The sequence below is a fragment of the Halomonas sp. HL-93 genome (genome assembly GCF_900086985.1).
Lineage (GTDB): Bacteria > Pseudomonadota > Gammaproteobacteria > Pseudomonadales > Halomonadaceae > Vreelandella.
Genome location: NZ_LT593974.1, coordinates 4,032,595 through 4,050,322, shown reverse-complemented (window position 1 = coordinate 4,050,322; position 17,728 = coordinate 4,032,595). Strand labels below are relative to the sequence as shown.

Here is a 17,728-nt window from a genome sequence, read left to right as displayed (position 1 = left end):
CTTACCTCACCCATCCAAGAGACGCAGCGTTAGCCTAGCGCGAAGGCAGCGCAAGATCATCCGCCATGGTCGATAAAAAGTATTCTTGAACCAGCAGCGATAGCCCCGCGTGTTGGAAAACCGAGCGTCGCCCCCACTGGCTGCTAACGCGTTTGTCACAGGGATAAACAAACCCAGGTGCATGACGCGTGGCATATAGCGGGCCGCGTACCAGGTCAGGCTGGCTAAATAGCCAACTACCCAGCGACCGCTCCCCCAGGCGTTCCAGTCGCTGGCCACGCAGGGCTTCAAGGGGGGCCACCGAGCGGGCCACGACCCACGGGGTCTCATCCACGCACAGGGCCACCTCGCGCAGCCAGGCATAGCGCCTTGCCGCTAGGCCCAGCGCCTGGGCCTCATGCGGCTGAGGTAGCCCAACGCCCTGGCGCAACAGCTGCACGCGGAAAGGCCGCTCGCCGCCTGCTGCCATAATACGCGCTGTCAATGAGTCTGTGGAGGCAACCCACTGCCACCACGCCGCGCTCATCGACGGTCGCAATGCCTTGACGGGTCGCCAACATGGCAAATCAGGGACGGACCCAATAAAGTGACGCGGCACCATAGCCTCCCAGGCAATTAAACGGTGCATTAGTGTAACATGAGGCCATATATAGGCTTTTGTCCCACTGACCTTTGGATAATTGGATGCCCTCATCACACGCTGAGCTGATTATTGTCGGCACGGGTATGGCGGGCGTTGGTCTTGCCCGTGCGCTACGCCGACAGAGCGATACGCGTTCGATCTGCCTGATCAGTGCCGATAGCGGCGATGACTACAGCAAACCCCTGCTATCGACCGCCTTTGCCAAGCGCCTGCCACCGGAACGCCTCGCCCAACGCAACGCCAACGAGCTCGCCGACTCGCTGGACGCCCGTGTGCTCACCCAGGCCACCGTAAGCCAGTTGGACGCCGCGCATCACTCGCTCCGGCTGGCAGACGGCCAGGCGCTTGGCTACGACCGCCTGGTACTGGCCACCGGTGCCGAGCCACGCGTGCCCATGGCCATTCCTGACCCGCTCAAACCGCGCTGTTTTACCGTTAACAATCTTGACGACTATCGGTGTTTTCACCGCGCGCTGGGGGCTACGCCTGCCCGCGTGGCGGTCATCGGCGCAGGGCTGGTCGGCTGCGAATTTGCCAATGACCTGCATGCGGGGGGCCACGAGGTTAGCGTTATCGCCCCAGACGCTGCGCCATTGTCCCGCTTGCTGCCTGCTCCGCTAGGTCGCGCGCTAGGCGAGGCGTTTCTGGAGGCGGGCATCCGCCTTGCGCTGGGCAGAACGCTCAAGACGATGGCGCTTAATGATGACGATGGCGTGACGCTAACGCTGGATAACGACGACTCGCTCACTGTCGATGTGTTGTTGATGGCCACCGGTTTGGCCCCGCGTATTGCACTGGCCGAGGCGGCGGGGCTCACGGTTTCCGCCAGTGGTATCCAGGTAGACCGGCAGCTACGCACCTCGCACCCGGATATCCACGCCCTGGGTGACGTTGCCTGCGTTGACGGCATCAACGCGATGTACGTGCAGCCTCTTCAAGCCAGTGCCCAGGCACTCGCCGCCACCCTAGCTGGTACACCCACGGCAGTGCGCTTTGGGGCTTGGCCGGTAATCGTTAAAACGCCATTACTGCCGGTGGTCGCCTACCCGCCAACCCGGCCCCCTGAACGCTGGCGGATCGAAGGCGAAGGCGGTGATATGACGGCAATCGCGGAAGATAGAGACGGACGTTTGATTGGTTTTGCATTGACAGGCGGCTGCGTGAGAAGGAAAGTGGAGCTTTCCAGAGCAGCCCCTACGCTGCTAGGCTGAGTTTCGCGGCGCTGACGGTTTGGCTGAAATGATGGCTCAACCTCAGTGACCTTACCAACAACACGACAGTGTATCTTGCACGATCATTAAACAAAGGGAGTTTCCTTATGCGTAAACCTGAACTTGCAGCCGCCATTGCCGAAAATGCCGACCTGTCCAAAGACAAAGCGGGCCAAGTACTTAACGTGATTCTCGATGAAATCACTAACAGCGTGTCCAAAGGCGAAGACGTTGCCCTGATTGGCTTTGGCACCTTTACCGTTCGCGAGCGTGCCGCCCGTACCGGTAAAAACCCGCAAACCGGCGCGCCGCTGCAAATTCCAGCCAGCAAAAATGTCGCCTTCAAGCCGGGCAAAGCGCTTAAGGACGCTGTTTCTTAATGAAGCTCAAACTGACGCTGTGGCTATTGGGCTTACTGCTCAAACGTGCCCTGCGCCGCAAGCCGCGCTTTCGTGAACAACTTGAGCGAATGCGCGGCTTGGACTGGGGCATTGCCACAGAGGATTTGGGTACTGCCCGCCATTACCGGATGACGCCAACCAGCATCACCACGGGTAAAGGCCTGCCGATCGACTTGGACCTTGAACTGCGCTTTCGCAACGATGATGCGGCGTTACGCATCCTCAAAAAGCCAACGCAGCAAGCCTTCCTCGATGGCATGATTAACGGCGAGGTACGCTTGGTAGGCGACTCCGCCGATATGAACAAGCTGCAGAAACTGCTTAAGTATTTGTAGTTACCCGACAGACTGAGCGGAGGTGGCGCTTTAGCGATGGATATACCTCATCAGCGCTTAGTGTACTTTCGCGTTACCCTGGAGTCTGGTTCAGTGCGCCGTGCAGCGGCGCGCTTGGACATTGCTCCCTCGGCGGTTAGCAGGCAAATTGCGCTGCTGGAAGAAGCCTTGGGAGCCACCCTCATGGAGCGTCAGCGCGACGGCATTTCGCCTACCCCGGTAGGCGAAATGCTGCTTGAGTACTGCGAACGTCGCGGTGCCCTTGATGAAGGCTTTATTGCGTCTCTTGAATCCTACCAGCGTCTGGAGACCGGAAGAATATCGCTCACCGTCGGTGAAGGGTTCGTCAGTGATTTAGTGGCGTCCCCGCTACATGAGTTCACCCAGCTTTACGCGGGTATCCAGCTCGATATTCATATCGCTGGCACCTCGGGCATTATTGAAGCCGTGGTCGATGATCACAGCCATATCGGCTTAATGTTCCACGAAAGAACCCATCCTCAACTGCGTTTCTGGGCTTCCAGCCCACAGCCATTAATGGCCATCCTGTCACCGCAGCATGCCTTGGCCAACCAGCCTGCGCCGCTCTCTCTCGATCAACTGAGCGCCGAGCCCATGGCGATGTGGGATACCAGCCACGGGGTGCGCCAAATGGTCGATCAGGCCTTTCAGCAAGCGCGCATTGCCCCTCGTCTGGCAATGAACACTAACTCCATGGTGGTACTGGCACAGTACGTGCGCAGTGGCATGGGCATTACCCTGCTACCCGCCTTTGCCGTCGCCCACGATTTAGAGCTTGGCACGTTAGTGGCGCGCCCAGTAGATAATCCGCTTTTTCAGCGCTCCCAAGCCCACATGGTCACCCGTGTAGGTCGCCAACAGCCCAAGGCGTGCATCCTATTGCTGCGCCATTTGCAGCGCTGGATGCAGGCTTTTCGAGAACCCGGCCCGGTAAGCGATCAACCAACGCCACTGCCGTAACCAAACGCCACGCTGGCCTCTGTTGCGGTTTCCACCCAAACGCTTTGCGGCACCGTATATTCGCGCAGGCCATCCAAGCCGCTGGAGCGGCCAAAGCCGCTTTCGCCAAAGCCACCAAACGGCGACATCACGCTGATCGCCTTGTAGCTATTGATCCACACCGTGCCAGCCCGCAACTGACCGGTGACGCGATGCGCCCGCGCGACGTCCTGGCTCCAAACGGCGCCAGCCAAACCAAACCGCGTCTCATTGGCGAGTTGAATAGCCTCGGCTTCATCGTCAAAGGCCATGGCCACCAGCACCGGGCCGAACACCTCTTGCTGGGCAATCTCCATATCCGGCGTTACATCGACCAGTACGGTAGGGGCGATAAAATAGCCCTGAGCCTCGTCAGGTAACCCCTCTGGTCGTTTACCGCCCGTTAACAACGTTGCGCCAGCGGCTACCGCCGCATCAATCATGCGGGTGACCTGCTCAAATTGGCGGCGATTCTGCAGCGGCCCCATCCGGGTCGCCTCATCGCTGGGCAGGCCCACCGCAATCTGCTCAGCCGCCCGTGCTAAACGAGTGGTGACCTGCTCAAACACTCCGCGCTCAATCAATAAGCGCGACCCTGCCACACAGCTCTGGCCAGCGGCGGCAAAAATCGCTGCTTGGGCCCCTGCCACCGCTTCGTCCAGCTTGGCGTCGGCAAACACAATATTGGCCGATTTCCCACCCAGCTCTAACACGCTGGGCACCAACCGCCGCGCGCCCGCCTCGGCAATCATGCGGCCACTCTGGGGAGAACCCACGAATACCAATTTGCTGATAGCGGGATGGTCGGTTAGCGCTGCACCGGTCGTTTTGCCCAGCCCGTTGACGATATTGATCAGCCCCTTCGGCAACCCGCCGCCTTCCAGCAGCTTGGCGATCACCACCGAGGAGAACGGGGTTAACTCAGAAGGCTTCAATACGGCGGCGTTGCCTGCGGCAATGGCCGGGGCCAGCTGCCAGGCGCAGGTGAACATCGGCGCGTTCCAGGGGGTAATTTGCCCCACCACGCCGTAAGGAACGTGGCGCACATAGTTAAGGTGCGAGGTAGGCACCGGAATCACTTCGCCATGCTGTTTATCGCACCAGCCTGCGTAGTACTCGAACATCTCGCGCACTTTGCCGACTTCAGCGCGGCAGTCGCGAATCGGCTTACCGGCAACGACACTTTCCAACTGCGCCAGCGCCTCTTCATGGCCCTCCAGGCCGCGTATAGCGGTATTCATGCGTCGGCCGCGCTCGCTGGCGGTTAGCGCCATCCATTCGCGCTGCCCACGCTCAGCGGCTTGGGCGGCACGCTCAATCAACCCAGCACCCCCATCGCGATAGCTCACCAGCGTTTCGCCGGTGGCAGGGTTAATTAGGGTGATCGCTTCCCCCTCTCCCGCGACAAACTCACCGTTTATCCAGTTACTCAGCGGCGTGGCAGCGGCTAATCCGAAACCTTCGAGCAGTTCGGTAAGATGATCACTGGCGTGTTGGCTGAGTGCGTTCATTGGTTGCCCTCCGCTTGAGTAGCACGCGCTAAAATCGGCGTGGTGATGTGGTTGAAGTCGTCGCTATCGGCGGGGTGATCAGCGTTCCCGTGCCAGGCATCGACCACGGCTTGTAACAGCGGCAGTGGAATACCCAGTTGCTCAGCGGCATCCCGCGCCAGACGCAGGTCTTTACGCATCAAGCCGGTGGTAAAGCCTGAGTCGAAACGTTCACTTAGCACCCACTCGGGGAAATTCACTTCGCTAACCGCGCTGCGTCCGGAGCCACTATTGAGCCCCGCCAAACAGGCGGCGGGTTCAACGCCCGCCTTGGCTGCCATGGCGACTGCCTCTGCGGTGGTCAGCAAGTGCGCCGCACACAGGTAATTATTAGCGAGCTTAACCACATGGCCACTGCCTGGGCCGCCCACATGGTTGCGCTTGGCGGACATGGCTTCCAGCATCGGCATCACCCGCTTGATGGTGGCTTCATCGCCGCCCAACAGCATCCCTAGCTTGCCGCTGGCCGCGCCTTTTGGCCCACCGCTGACCGGGGCATCCAGCCACCCAAGGCCCGCTGCGATGACGTTTTCAGCCAGTTCGCGACTAACCTGAGGATCACTTGTCGATGTATCCACTATCACACTGTCTTTCGGCGCTAAGGTGAGTAAGCCCGGTGATTGCTCGATCACCTCGCGCACATGGGCGGAAGTCGGCAGCGACAGCAGGTACACATCGCTTGCAGGCAGTTCTTCGGGCGCCACGACGGGTAACCCTTGGGTAGCGAGGCGTGACCGCGCCTGCTCAAATACATCGCTACCTGTTACTGCAAACCCTGCTGCTTTAAGGGTGAGCGCCATATTGCCGCCCATCTGCCCCAGCCCGATGACTGTAATGGTTAAAGACATTCTAAAACTCCCTACAGCGCTTTTTGGGTAACGAAACGCCGTGTTCGGTGTTGATATTTGGCGTAGACGCTCCCCTACCCATTGGGCATCAGAGAGCGAATAACGCTTGTAGCTAAGAAAAGGGTAACGATTTAGACGAGCAGTGCGCTTACCAGCTCCACCCAGTAGCGTGTGCCTAGCGGCAATAGTGCGTCGTTAAAGTCATAGCGCGGGTTGTGCAGCGACGCGGACGCCTCGCCGTTGCCCATCCAAATATAGGCACCTGGGCGCTCGGCAAGTAGAAACGAGAAATCTTCCGAAGCCATACTCGGCGGCGGGTTGCGGATCACGTTGCCACTGCCCAGTAAATTTTCCAGCACCGAGGCGCACTGCTGGGCGTGTTCAGGGGTATTGATAGTGGCGGGATAGCAGCGCTGGTAGTCAAGCTCAACGGTTAAGCCGTGAAACTCCGCCAAGCTGGCAATCGCCTGCTTAAAGCGTGCCTCCAGGTGCTCTTTAAGCGCCATATCAAAACAGCGCAGCGTGCCGCGCAGCGCCACCTGTTCGGGAATCACGTTAAACGTATCCCCCGCGTTAATGCTGGTGAAACTGAGTACTGCCGATTTATCCGGGGGCGTCTCGCGGCTCACCAGCCCCTGCAACTGGCTGATCAGTTGGCAGCTCGCCAATACCGTATCAGTCCCTAAGTGTGGCATCGCTGCGTGGCAGCCTTTGCCGGTCAGCGTCAGGTTAAAGATGTCGAAAGCAGCCATCACGTCGGTATCGTGCACTGCGGCAACGCCCACGGACAGGCCCGGCCAGTTGTGCAGGCCGTACACGGCGTCCATGGGAAAGCGCTCAAACAGGCCTTCTTCGACCATCACCCGCCCACCGCCGGCGTTCTCTTCGGCGGGCTGAAAGATAAACACCACACGCCCTTTGAAATCCGGCTGCTGCTTTAACGCCCAGGCGGCGCCCAATAGCATGGTGGTGTGGCCATCATGGCCGCAGGCGTGCATCTTGCCAGGCGTCTTGGAGGCGTAGGCAAGCGCCGTCTCTTCGCGAATATCCAGGGCGTCGATATCGGCCCGCAGGCCGATGGTTTTACCTTCCCCCAAACGGCCATCCAAGGCCGCCACTACGCCGGTACCGGCAATATTGGAGGTCACCTCAAAGCCCCACTCGCTCAACAGTGCGGCGATGCGCGCGCTGGTGCGGTGCTCCTCAAAGGCGGTTTCCGGGTGTTGGTGAAAATCGTGGCGCCAGGCGATTAGCGCTTCATTCTCCGGTAAGTTTACTGAAGCAGTCATCGTCTTGTCCTTAAAGCATCACGTGAGCAACAACGGCAGAGCCGATAAAGGTGCCGGTGAAGACCAGCAGGGCCACAATGACCAGCTTCCAGCCGGTTTGCTTGAACATGGCGAACTCACGGCCGGTCAGCGCCAGCCCGGCGTAGGCCAGTACTGGTGTGACCACCGCAAGAAAGTCCACTTCGGCCAATCGGGCGATTATCCAGCCGTTACCCGGAAAAAAGGGCAGCGTCGCGATAATGCTCACCAGCGACACCCAGGCCACGCTGGGTAGGTAAAATGGGCAAAACCGGCCAATCACCAAACCGATAATGACCATCACATACAGAATCAGCATGCCGGGCAGCGCGTCTAACAGCGGCGAACCGTTGACGATATTGCTAAACCAAGCAGCGATACACACGGCGGCCAGTACCAAAGCCGTTTTACCGAGCTGGTTTTCCGGGCGCAGCTCTTTCAGCGCTTCGGCATCAAACTGATCGACCGTGCTCTCATGAGTTTTCATGGCTAACCTCCTGACGCGAACCTTTTAAGCGCTTGTACATCCACTCGGTCACCGGTAGCGCAATAAACAGCGACACATACAGACCGGTGGCGTAAGTGAGCAGGTTGCTCGCGCCTGCAAAGGCGAGCAGCTCATCCTTGGATGCCGGTGCCGCTTCGGCCAACGCAGCCGAACACGCCGCCACCATACTGCCACTGCCCACCCCACAGGCCATGGCCAAAGCACGAATATCGAGAATATCCAGTGAGGCGATATAGCCCGCCATTAAAGCAAAGTAGAGCGTACCGAACATGGTGCCCACGACGTAAACGCCCATAATGCCGATACCCTCAGGACTTCTTAGCCCATAACGATCTGAAATAATGGCAATATTGGGTTCACGGGCGATAGAGTAGGTAGCCCCAATCGCTTCCCGGCCCATCTTAAGGAATAAGACAGCAAAGGGCAGCGCGATCAGCATAGTACCGAGGTTACCCAACTCCTGGAGTATCAGCGCGGGGCCTGCCTCGATGATCTGCTCAATGGCGGGGCCAATGGTAGAACCGAATTTGGCTATAAAGGGCAGTATGGCGATTAGAATGATCGGGCCTGCGGCATTGCTGACCGGCTTGGGAATGACCTTGCCCATGGCCGAAAAAAGGTGGGGGTTGAACAGTACGCCAATCACAAAGGCGTAAAGCAGCGGTAGTAACAGCAGCGTTCCAGGCCCAAGGGGAATACGCACGATGCCGATCCACTCGGCAAACATTGACGTCACGATCACCGTAAGGTGCAGACGCCAATCCAGCAGCAGTTTGAGGTCCATAGGAGTGTCCTTGTTTTTTTAGAGTCACTCCGAGTATCGAAAGGTTACTGTTTCAATCATAGGGCTTTAGTGCGCTATTTTTTAGAACACTCAAACGTTGAGCGCCAAGGTAGCGACATCCAACGGCTACACACTTATACTAAAGTCTAACAATCATCCATAAGAGCCTCTATGCCCATAGCATTACCGCTGCGCCGTCTTTGGACACTGGATAAATTCGCCTATAGCCTACGCGTTTTTATCGCGTTCAGTGGTGCGCTGCTGCTTAGCGCTCTACTGGGCGATGTCGCGCTGGTCATTCCGCTTTTCTTGGGCATTATCGCCAGCGCGTTGTCGGAAACCGATGACAGCTGGGAGGGGCGCTTTCAGGCTCTGTTGGTGACGCTTGCCTGCTTTGCTTCGGCGTCGTTCATCGTGCAGTGGCTGTTTCCCTGGCCGTGGCTGTTTGCCTTGGGGCTGGCGGTTTCTACCTTTACCCTGATCATGCTCGGGGCCATTGGCCAACGCTACGCCACCATCGCCTCTGGCACGCTGATCCTGTCGATCTACTCGATGATCAATATCGAGCAGCACGGCGGGATGGATGAAGATGTCGCCTACCGCCAACTTCTACTGCTGGCGGGAGCTGCCTGGTACGGCGTCATTTCGATCATCTGGTGTGCGCTTTTTTCGCGCCAGCCGCTCAAGCAAAGCATGGCGCGGGTGTATAAGGCGCTGGGCGAGTTTTTGATTTTGAAGTCGGCACTGTTTGAGCCAGTACGCGACGTGGATGTCGAAGCACGTCGTGTGGCCCTGGCACACCAGAACGGTAAGGTGGTGGGCGCGCTTAACCAAGCCAAAGAGATGATTTTTCGCCGACTGGAGGGCCAACGGGGTAATCGCAAGCTCAACCGGTATCTACGCATCTATTTTATTGCCCAGGATATCCACGAGCGGGCAAGTTCAACTCACTACCCGTATAGCGCCTTAACCGATGCGTTTTTCCACCATGACGTGCTTTTTCGCTGCCAGCGACTCCTGGATCAGCAGGGCCGCGCCTGCCGTCAGTTAGCCAAGTCACTACTGCTCAATCGCCCGTTTGGTCACGAACAAAGCGAGCAGGCCCTGGCCGATTTGCGCGCCTCAATTGATAACCTTAGCGACCGGGGAAAACCCGAGTGGCAGCCGCTCATGCGACCCCTCAACGCCTTGGCCGACAACCTGACCACCCTTGAAGCCCAGATTGCCAGCGCGCATAACCCGGATGCCAAGGACGAACGCCGCGATAGCGCCTTGTATGACCGCTCGCCGTCCAGTCTGTGGGAAGCGTGGAAACGCGTGCGGCTTAATTTACATCTGGGCTCGCCCACCTTTCGCCATGCCGTACGGCTCAGTGCTGCGCTGGTTACCGGGTACGGCTTACTGCACTGGCTCAATCCGGATCAGGGCTTCTGGATATTGTTGACCACGCTTTTTGTTTGCCGGCCCAACTTTGCCACTACTCGGCGGTTTCTCTCCCAGCGGATTGTCGGCACGGTGCTGGGGTTGGTGGTCGGCTGGGCGTCGATTAGCCTGTTTCCTCACCCATTGGTACAAAGCATAATCGCCGTGGCGGCGGGGGTATCGTTCTTTGCCAACCGCGAAAAACACTACGTCCTGGCGACTGCCTCAATCACCCTGCTGGTGCTGTGCAGTTTTAATCAGGTGGGTGATGGCTTCGATCTTATCTGGCCACGCTTATTCGATACGCTGATTGGCGCGATGATTGCGGGCCTGGCAGTGTTTTTTATTCTTCCCGATTGGCAAGGGCGGCGGCTTAACCGCGAGGCCGCGCACGTGCTGACCAACCATCGCCGCTACCTGGAAGAAATCATTCATCAGTACGAAACGGGCAAGCAGGACGATTTAGCGTATCGCCTGGCCCGCCGCAACGCCCACAATGCCGATGCGGCGTTGTCCACGCTGCTGACTAATATGCTGCACGAGCCGGGGCATTACCGTAAACAGGATGCCGATAACGGCCTGCGCTTTTTAGTACTGTCCAACACCTTATTGAGCCACCTTTCCGCGCTGGGCGCGCACCGCCACCAGCTAGCCGACGATGAGGACGACTCAGCACTGGTGCCAGCCGCCAAGCGCATGTGCGAATTGCTCGACCAGCTTGCCGAGCAGTTGCGTAATCGTCAGCCGATCACCCCGCTGTCAGCCCAGGCCGAGGCGTTAATCGCGCAGCTCGATGAGCAAGGCTCGGCTACAGCGGAGCAAAACGCCGTCACGCGTTACCGGCCAATCCAAAGCCAGCTACGCCTTATCGCCCACCAGTTGGCGCCGCTAGGGGAGTCGGCTAGCCGACTGATCAGCACACCTGACCCGAGTGCATAACTCACACCGACGCTAAACCTGCCCATATCGCCCGGCAGCTTCGCCTAGCCAACGGCGCACCAGCACGGTGGTGATGTCCTTGTTGCCCTGCAGTGCCTTTGCCAGCGCGGTAACTTGATCCAGCAGGTCGCCGTCACGCTCCAGATCGGCAACTTTCATCTGCGCAAGGCCGGTTTGGCGGGTGCCGAGCACCTCGCCGGGGCCGCGGATCTCCAGGTCTTTCTCGGCGATGCGAAAGCCGTCGGTGGTCTCGCGCATCACCGCCAAACGCTGCCGGGAGGTTTTGGACAGCGGCGGGTGGTAGAGCAGCACACAGAAACTCTCGGTGCTGCCGCGCCCTACACGGCCGCGCAACTGATGAAGCTGAGAAAGCCCTAGCCGCTCGGGATTTTCGATAATCATCAGGCTAGCGTTGGGTACGTCTACACCCACTTCAATGACCGTGGTGGCGACCAGTAAATCCAGCTCGCCTTGTTGAAAAGCCGCCATCACCTCGGCTTTTTCACCGGACTTCATGCGCCCGTGCACCAAGCCTATCGCCAGCTCCGGCAGCGCGTCGGTGAGTTCGTCGCGGGTCACTTCCGCCGCCTGGCACTGCAGCGCTTCGGACTCTTCGATCAGCGTGCACACCCAGTAGGCCTGGCGGCCCTCACTGCAGGCACGGCGAATACGTTCCACCACTTCGGGGCGACGCTCGTCGGAGACCACGACGGTTTTCACCGGCGTGCGCCCTGGGGGCAGCTCGTCGATCACCGAGACATCCAAATCCGCGTAGGCGCTCATGGCCAGCGTGCGGGGTATCGGCGTGGCGGTCATGATCAACTGGTGAGGGGTAAGCCCGCCTGCTTCGCCTTTTTCACGCAGCGCCAGGCGCTGATGCACGCCGAAACGGTGCTGCTCGTCGATAATCGCCAGCCCTAGGCACTGGAAATGGACATCGTCCTGGAACAGCGCGTGGGTGCCGACCACCATGCGCGCGCGTCCATCGGCAATCGCCGCCTTGGTATCCAGCCGTGCCTTGCCTTTGAGCTTGCCGGACAGCCACGCTACTTCGATGCCCAGCGGTTCGAACCAGGCTTTAAACGAGCGGTAATGCTGCTCGGCGAGGATTTCCGTGGGCGCCATGATTGCCGCCTGGCAGTTGCCCGCCAGCGCCGACAGCGCCGCCATGGCAGCAACCACGGTCTTCCCTGACCCCACATCGCCCTGAACCAGCCGCAACATCGGGGCAGGACGGGCCAGGTCCAACGCAATCTCTTCAAGCACCCGCCCTTGGGCGCTGGTCAAGGCAAAGGGCAACTGGGCTAAAAAGCGCGCCTGAAGGTTTCTCCCGCTGGGCAGTTCGGGGGCGCCATCCGCCTGAATGCGTAACCGCACCTCGCGCAGGCTTAGCTGGTGGGCCAACAGTTCTTCCAGCGCCAAACGCCGCGTCGCCGGATGGTGGCCGTGGGTGAGCTGTTCCAGGTCGGCCTCTGGCGGCGGCTGGTGGAGAAGTTTCAGGCTGGCGTGAAGCCCAGGTAGCTTGAAGCGCTGGCGCAGGGCGTCAGGAATAACGTCAGGCAGCGCCTCGGGTTGTGCGTCCAATAGACCCAGCGCCTGTTGGGTCAACGCGCGCAACCGCGTTTGATGCAACCCCTCGGTGGTCGGGTAAATCGGCGTAAAGTACTCATCAACCGGGGTTTCGCTGCCGCCGCTTAGCCGGTACTCAGGGTGATAAATCTCCAGCCCCGTGGCCCCGGCGCGCGCTTCGCCAAATGCACGCACGGTGGCTCCCGGGCGCAGCTGTTGCTGCTGGGCGGGCGAGAAGTGGAAAAAACGCAGGCTTAAAATGCCGCTGTTATCGCGCAGCCGCACCAGCAAGCTGCGCCGACGCCCCTTCACCACGTCGCAGGCGGTGACGTCGCCTTCAATCACCGCCTCGCTGCCAGCGCGCAGCTCACCGATAGGTGTTAGTCGGGTGCGGTCTTGATAACGCAGCGGTAAATGAAACAGCAGGTCGCTAACCTGCTCAATGCCTAATCTGGCCAGCTTCAAGGCTAGCGCTTCGCCAACGCCTTTAAGCGCCGTGACTGGTTCCGAAAGCGCCGTCATGACCCTGCCGTCGCCGCCTTGGCCGGCTGACGGCACTGGCTGATCGCATTCACCAGCGCATCAATGGCTTTGGGACGGGGAAAGCTGGCCCGCCAGGCAATCGCCACCGTCCGCGAGGGCGCGGGGCCGACAAAGGGGCGGCTGATCAGCATGGCGTTTTCATATTGATCCATGCCCAGCGCTGACTGTGGCAGCACGGTGATGCCCAGCTTGGAGGCCACCATATGTCGGATGGTTTCTAGCGACCCTCCTTCGGCGATTAACGTGTTGTTGGGGTTGTTGAGTTTTTGGGTAATCGCCGGGCAGGCTTCCAATAGCTGATCGCGGAAGCAATGGCCCTCGCCCAACAGTAATAGACGTTCTTCTAATAGCTCTTCTTTATGGATCGCTTCCCGCGCTTCCCAACGATGCTTGGCGGGCATCAGCACTTCAAAGGTTTCATCGTAAATCGGCTTGGTCACCACGTCGGTTTCGGTAAACGGCAACGCCACGATAATCACATCCAGTTCGCCGTTGCGCAGCTTGGTACGCAGCGCGCCGGTCAGCCCTTCTTCAATGTACAAGGGCATCTGCGGTGCGGCCTTGGCCAGTTGGGGAACCAAGTGCGGAAACAGATAGGGCCCGATGGTGTAAATGGCCCCGATGCGTAGCGGATTAGCGAGCTGATCCTTACCGGCACTGGCCATGTCAAAGATCAGGCTACTCTGCTCAAGTACGCGCTGCGCCTGAGCGATGATCTTTTCACCCAGCGGGGTCACTTGGACCGTCGCCTTGGAACGCTCAAACAATGGCGTTTCTAGCTCATCTTCTAGCTTTTTGACGGCCACCGACAGCGTTGGCTGGGAAACATGGCAGCGTTCAGCAGCGCGGCCAAAGTGGCGTTCTTGGGCAAGGGTTACGATGTAGCGAAGTTCTGTTAAAGTCATAGTGGTGCCGGTGGCATCCTCTCGTAGCAGCTTGTGACTAACGATCGTGACAATTAGCGGGAAGGAAAAGGACAGGCAAGCCCTGCTGACGATGTCGTCTCTACTATTGCTTTCTCTTAAGGAATTGTAGATCAGGGACTTTGTATCTAATAGGGATTATTTATCAATAGGAGTGAGCAAGGTGACGCTAACGGTACTGATTATTGGCTGTGGCGATATTGGCATCACGCTAGGCCGCGAACTGCTCAGCGAAGGACATCGCGTGATTGGCGTTCGCCGCCAAGTCAACGCATTGCAAGATACCGGCATCGAGCCCTTAGCCCTGGACTTGAATACGCTTGAGGATGCCGACGCCAGCGCGCTTCCCGAGGTGGATTACGTCGTTTACACGGTGAGCGCGGACCACTTTGAAGAAAGCGCCTACCAAAGTGCCTACCCCGAAGGCTTGAAGCGGGTGCTGAGCGTTTTGGAGCAACACGCCACCCCGCCGCGCCGCGTGTTTTTTGTCTCTTCCACCAGCGTCTACGGCCAGCAGGAAGGCGAGGTCGTCAACGAAGAAAGCCCTACCGAGCCAACCAGCTTCTCCGGCACGCTGATGTGCCAAGCCGAGCAAGCGCTGATCAATCACCCGCTGCCCGGCACCGTGGTGCGTTTTTCGGGCATTTACGGCCCCGGCCGTGACCGACTCATTCATCAGGTTGCCGAAGGCCGATTATCCTCGGTGACGCCGGTGATCTATTCCAACCGCATTCATCGCGACGACTGTACCGGCATTTTGGCCCATCTGATCCACTGCCAGGAAAAAGGCCAGCCTTTGGCTGATCTTTACCTGGGCAGCGATTGCGAGCCGGTCACAATGCATAACGTGATGGCCTGGATCGCCAAGCAGCTTAAGGTAGAGTCCACCGATACCATGCAGTCACCATTGCGTCGGCGTACCAGCAAGCGCTGCGACAATCGGCGGATCCTCGACACCGGCTATCAATTCCGCTACCCAACCTTCCGTGAAGGCTACGCTCAGGTGTTGAAAGAAGGCGGTTTTTGGCGCGTGCAAAAAGTATAACCCCCCACCCACGCATTCAGCGCACTTCCATCAGCGAGCACTCGGCTCGCTGATGGTAAGTATTATCAAGTCTTAATCGCCAATCACCATGACGGCTTCGGCTTCTACCTGACTACCTTTCGGCAAGGCTTTAACGCCCACCGCGGCGCGAGCTGGAAACGGCATTGAAAAGAACTCTTCCATTACCTTGTTCACAATCGCGAAATTATCTAAATCGACCAGGTAGAGGTTCAGCTTGACGACATCGCCCAGCGTGCCGGCGGCTTCTTCACATACCGCCTGTAAATTGGTAAACACTTGACGTGCCTGCGTTTCGAAATCGTCGGAGACGATCTCCATGGTGGCCGGGTCGAGGGGAATCTGGCCCGACAGATACACGGTATTGCCTGCCTTAATCGCCTGAGAGTAAGGGCCGATAGCGGCGGGAGCTTTTTCAGTGTTGATAACAGCTTTGTTGCTCATTGGATGTCATGCTCCTTGATGCGTTAAATGTTCATGTTGATGGCCCCTGCCATAGCTTACGCTAGCCAGCCTTGGGCCAGCGAGCAGCCACAGCGGGCGCTTAATTTGCCATGCGGGTTATTTTGCCGACGTTGGGCAGATTACGAATACGTTTCATGATGCGGGCGAGGTGAACACGGCCCTTCACCGAAAGCGTGAGATTCACCGTGGCTAGGCGGGCGTCGCGCTCTTCGATGCTAATGCGCTCAATGTTGGCATCGGCATCAGTGACCAGCCCGGCAAGCTCGGCGACCAACCCCCGGCGGCTTTCAATTTCAATACGTAGGGCCACTGGAAAGTCTTCGTCGATATGCTCTGACCATTCCAGCGCAAAGACTTTATCCGGGTCGTCTCTATCGGCCAGATTTTTACATTCTGCCCGGTGGACCACCAAGCCTTTGCCCATAGACAAGTGTCCAACAACAGTATCCCCAGGCAGCGGATGACAACAGCGGGCATAGTTAATCACCATGCCTTCGCCGCCGCTTATCATCACCGCTTTATGGCTGGTGCCCTCGTTGACCAGTTCGCTTGGATGACCGTCTGACACGTCCACCAAACGTCGCGCGACCACATGGGCAACACGGTTGCCTAATCCTAATGATTCCAAAAGCGCCTCTTCGGAGGCTACATCGAGTTGGTCAAATGCGCGGGTTAAAACCGTTGGATCCAGCTCTTCCAGGCTGGTATTGAACGGTGCCAACGCTTTGTTTAGCAGTCGCCGGCCGAGCATCACCGCTTCGGTTTGCTGCTGGTGCTTGAGCGCATGGCGAATTGCCGAGCGTGCCTTGGCGGTGGTCACGAAGTTCAGCCAAGACAAGTTGGGGCGTGCCCCTGGCGCGGTGATGATCTCCAGCGTCTGGCCGCTTTCCAGACGCGTGGAAAGCGGCGCCAGATGCCGATCTATCCGGCAGGCAATGCAGTTATTGCCGATATCGGTATGCACCGTGTAGGCAAAATCGATAACCGTCGCCCCCTGGGGCAACTCCATGATGTCGCCTTTGGGAGTGAATACGTAGATATCGTCGGGAAACAGGTCGTTTTTGACGTGCTCGATAAACTCGAGGGAATCGCCCGCGTGACGCTGCATCTCGAGTAGCCCTTTCACCCAGGCGCGCGCCCGTGCATGGCTACCCTCGGCTATCGGGTGCGAGGTTTGCCCGGCTTTATACAGCCAGTGCGCGGCAATGCCGTTGTTGGCCATGGCTTCCATTTCCCGGGTGCGAATCTGCACCTCAATGGGCATGCCCCGGGCACCAAACAATGTGGTGTGCAGGCTCTGGTAGCCGTTGGCCTTGGGAATGGCGATGTAATCTTTAAAGCGCCCTGGCACCGGCTTATACAGGTTATGCACAACGCCCAAAATACGATAGCAGCTGGCGACATCTTCGGTGATGATCCGAAAACCGAACACATCCATGATTTCGACAAACGGCTTACGCTGGTCACGCATCTTGCGGTAAATCGACAACAGATGCTTTTGACGGCCGACCACCGTGCCGCTCAGCGCTTCGTCATCAACGCTTTTTTGTAGCGTGGCCTGGACTTCACGCATCGCGCTACGCCGGTGCCCCCGGGCATTAGAAACGGCACGCTTGATGCGTTCCGAGCGCATCGGGTGAATCGCCTGAAAGGAAAGGTCTTCAAGCTCAACGCGAATGGTGTTAATACCTAGCCGACCGGCGATGCGGGCGTAGATTTCAAGTGTCTCGCGGGCGATGCGGCGCTTTTTATCGGGGCGCAGCGCTCCCAAGGTGCGCATGTTATGCAGACGGTCGGCCAGCTTGACGATTATCACGCGGATATCCCGCGACATCGCCAACACCATCTTTTGGAAGTTTTCTGCCTGGGCGACGGCTTTATCTTCAAAGGTGATCTGGGTCAGTTTGGAGACCCCGTCTACCAATTCGGCGACCGGCTCACCGAACTGTGCACCCAGCGCTTTTTTGGACACGCCAGTGTCTTCAATCACATCGTGCAGCATGGCGGCCATCAGGCTTTGATGGTCCATGTGCATGTTCGCCAGAATATTGGCCACCGCCAGCGGATGGGTAACGTAAGGCTCGCCGGAGCGACGCCGCTGGCCGTCGTGGGCCTGTTCGGCGTAATAAAAGGCGCGTTTGACCTGTTGGATCTCGTCGGGAGGTAAGTAGCCGCCGAGTCGGTCGGCCAGGTCGTCAATGGTAAACATTCACCGCGC

The 17,728-nt window shown here is 58.6% G+C and carries 16 protein-coding genes; 6 read left to right on the top strand and 10 right to left on the bottom strand.

The genetic code is table 11. From position 1 onward, the window contains the following. Positions 1 to 34: 34 nt before the first annotated feature. Complete coding sequence (locus tag GA0071314_RS18850) at positions 35 to 601, bottom strand: chorismate--pyruvate lyase family protein (RefSeq protein WP_074398595.1); 567 nt, start codon at positions 599 to 601, stop codon at positions 35 to 37. Between the two features lie 83 nt (positions 602 to 684). On the opposite strand from GA0071314_RS18850, the gene GA0071314_RS18845 reads away from it, so the two are divergent. The 4 genes from GA0071314_RS18845 to GA0071314_RS18830 all read left to right on the top strand — a co-directional run bounded on the left by GA0071314_RS18845 (position 685) and on the right by GA0071314_RS18830 (position 3,571). Next, positions 685 to 1,854, top strand: coding sequence for an NAD(P)/FAD-dependent oxidoreductase (locus tag GA0071314_RS18845; protein WP_074398211.1), 1,170 nt, complete (start codon positions 685 to 687; stop codon positions 1,852 to 1,854). Positions 1,855 to 1,922: 68 nt separating this feature from the next. Then, a complete protein-coding gene (locus GA0071314_RS18840; RefSeq protein ID WP_172822115.1) occupies positions 1,923 to 2,234 on the top strand; it encodes an HU family DNA-binding protein in 312 nt (103 codons plus the stop codon). Beyond that, a complete protein-coding gene (locus GA0071314_RS18835) occupies positions 2,234 to 2,590 on the top strand; it encodes a hypothetical protein (protein WP_074398210.1) in 357 nt (118 codons plus the stop codon). Before GA0071314_RS18840 ends, GA0071314_RS18835 begins: the two co-directional genes overlap by 1 nt. A 36-nt stretch (positions 2,591 to 2,626) precedes the next feature. Next, positions 2,627 to 3,571, top strand: a complete 945-nt coding sequence (locus GA0071314_RS18830; protein ID WP_074398208.1) for a LysR family transcriptional regulator — start codon at positions 2,627 to 2,629, stop codon at positions 3,569 to 3,571. Here GA0071314_RS18830 and GA0071314_RS18825 read toward each other — a convergent pair. The 5 genes from GA0071314_RS18825 to GA0071314_RS18805 form a co-directional block, all read right to left on the bottom strand. Next, the gene (locus tag GA0071314_RS18825; RefSeq protein ID WP_074398206.1) at positions 3,550 to 5,100 is read right to left on the bottom strand and encodes an aldehyde dehydrogenase family protein; all 1,551 of its coding nucleotides are present in this window, start codon (positions 5,098 to 5,100) and stop codon (positions 3,550 to 3,552) included. The two genes, GA0071314_RS18830 and GA0071314_RS18825, sit on opposite strands and share 22 nt — an antisense overlap. Next, positions 5,097 to 5,987 (bottom strand): NAD(P)-dependent oxidoreductase, encoded by an 891-nt coding sequence (locus GA0071314_RS18820; protein ID WP_074398204.1) that lies wholly within the window; start codon positions 5,985 to 5,987, stop codon positions 5,097 to 5,099. The genes GA0071314_RS18825 and GA0071314_RS18820 overlap by 4 nt, the downstream gene beginning before the upstream one ends. Positions 5,988 to 6,118: 131 nt before the next feature. Then, complete coding sequence (locus GA0071314_RS18815) at positions 6,119 to 7,276, bottom strand: M20 aminoacylase family protein (protein ID WP_074398199.1); 1,158 nt, start codon at positions 7,274 to 7,276, stop codon at positions 6,119 to 6,121. A 10-nt stretch (positions 7,277 to 7,286) separates the two neighbouring features. Beyond that, positions 7,287 to 7,781, bottom strand: coding sequence for a hypothetical protein (locus GA0071314_RS18810; RefSeq protein ID WP_082934300.1), 495 nt, complete (start codon positions 7,779 to 7,781; stop codon positions 7,287 to 7,289). Further along, positions 7,768 to 8,586, bottom strand: a complete 819-nt coding sequence (locus GA0071314_RS18805) for a DUF3100 domain-containing protein (protein WP_074398197.1) — start codon at positions 8,584 to 8,586, stop codon at positions 7,768 to 7,770. The genes GA0071314_RS18810 and GA0071314_RS18805 overlap by 14 nt, the downstream gene beginning before the upstream one ends. 171 nt (positions 8,587 to 8,757) lie before the next feature. Between GA0071314_RS18805 and yccS the strand changes: the two genes are divergently transcribed. Then, positions 8,758 to 10,947 (top strand): YccS family putative transporter, encoded by a 2,190-nt coding sequence (gene yccS, locus GA0071314_RS18800; RefSeq protein WP_074398195.1) that lies wholly within the window; start codon positions 8,758 to 8,760, stop codon positions 10,945 to 10,947. Positions 10,948 to 10,959: 12 nt separating this feature from the next. Here yccS and recG read toward each other — a convergent pair whose 3' ends face one another. Together recG and GA0071314_RS18790 are read right to left on the bottom strand one after the other, a co-directional pair. Further along, positions 10,960 to 13,038 (bottom strand): ATP-dependent DNA helicase RecG, encoded by a 2,079-nt coding sequence (gene recG / locus GA0071314_RS18795; protein ID WP_074398194.1) that lies wholly within the window; start codon positions 13,036 to 13,038, stop codon positions 10,960 to 10,962. Beyond that, complete coding sequence (locus GA0071314_RS18790; RefSeq protein ID WP_074398192.1) at positions 13,035 to 13,964, bottom strand: hydrogen peroxide-inducible genes activator; 930 nt, start codon at positions 13,962 to 13,964, stop codon at positions 13,035 to 13,037. The genes recG and GA0071314_RS18790 overlap by 4 nt, the downstream gene beginning before the upstream one ends. A 181-nt stretch (positions 13,965 to 14,145) precedes the next feature. Between GA0071314_RS18790 and GA0071314_RS18785 the strand changes: the two genes are divergently transcribed. After that, positions 14,146 to 15,027, top strand: a complete 882-nt coding sequence (locus GA0071314_RS18785; RefSeq protein WP_074398191.1) for an SDR family oxidoreductase — start codon at positions 14,146 to 14,148, stop codon at positions 15,025 to 15,027. Positions 15,028 to 15,099: 72 nt separating this feature from the next. Here GA0071314_RS18785 and GA0071314_RS18780 read toward each other — a convergent pair whose 3' ends face one another. Together GA0071314_RS18780 and GA0071314_RS18775 are read right to left on the bottom strand one after the other, a co-directional pair. Continuing rightward, complete coding sequence (locus GA0071314_RS18780) at positions 15,100 to 15,489, bottom strand: RidA family protein (RefSeq protein ID WP_074398189.1); 390 nt, start codon at positions 15,487 to 15,489, stop codon at positions 15,100 to 15,102. A gap of 100 nt (positions 15,490 to 15,589) precedes the next feature. Then, complete coding sequence (locus tag GA0071314_RS18775) at positions 15,590 to 17,719, bottom strand: RelA/SpoT family protein (protein WP_074398187.1); 2,130 nt, start codon at positions 17,717 to 17,719, stop codon at positions 15,590 to 15,592. Between the last annotated feature and the right edge of the window lie 9 nt (positions 17,720 to 17,728).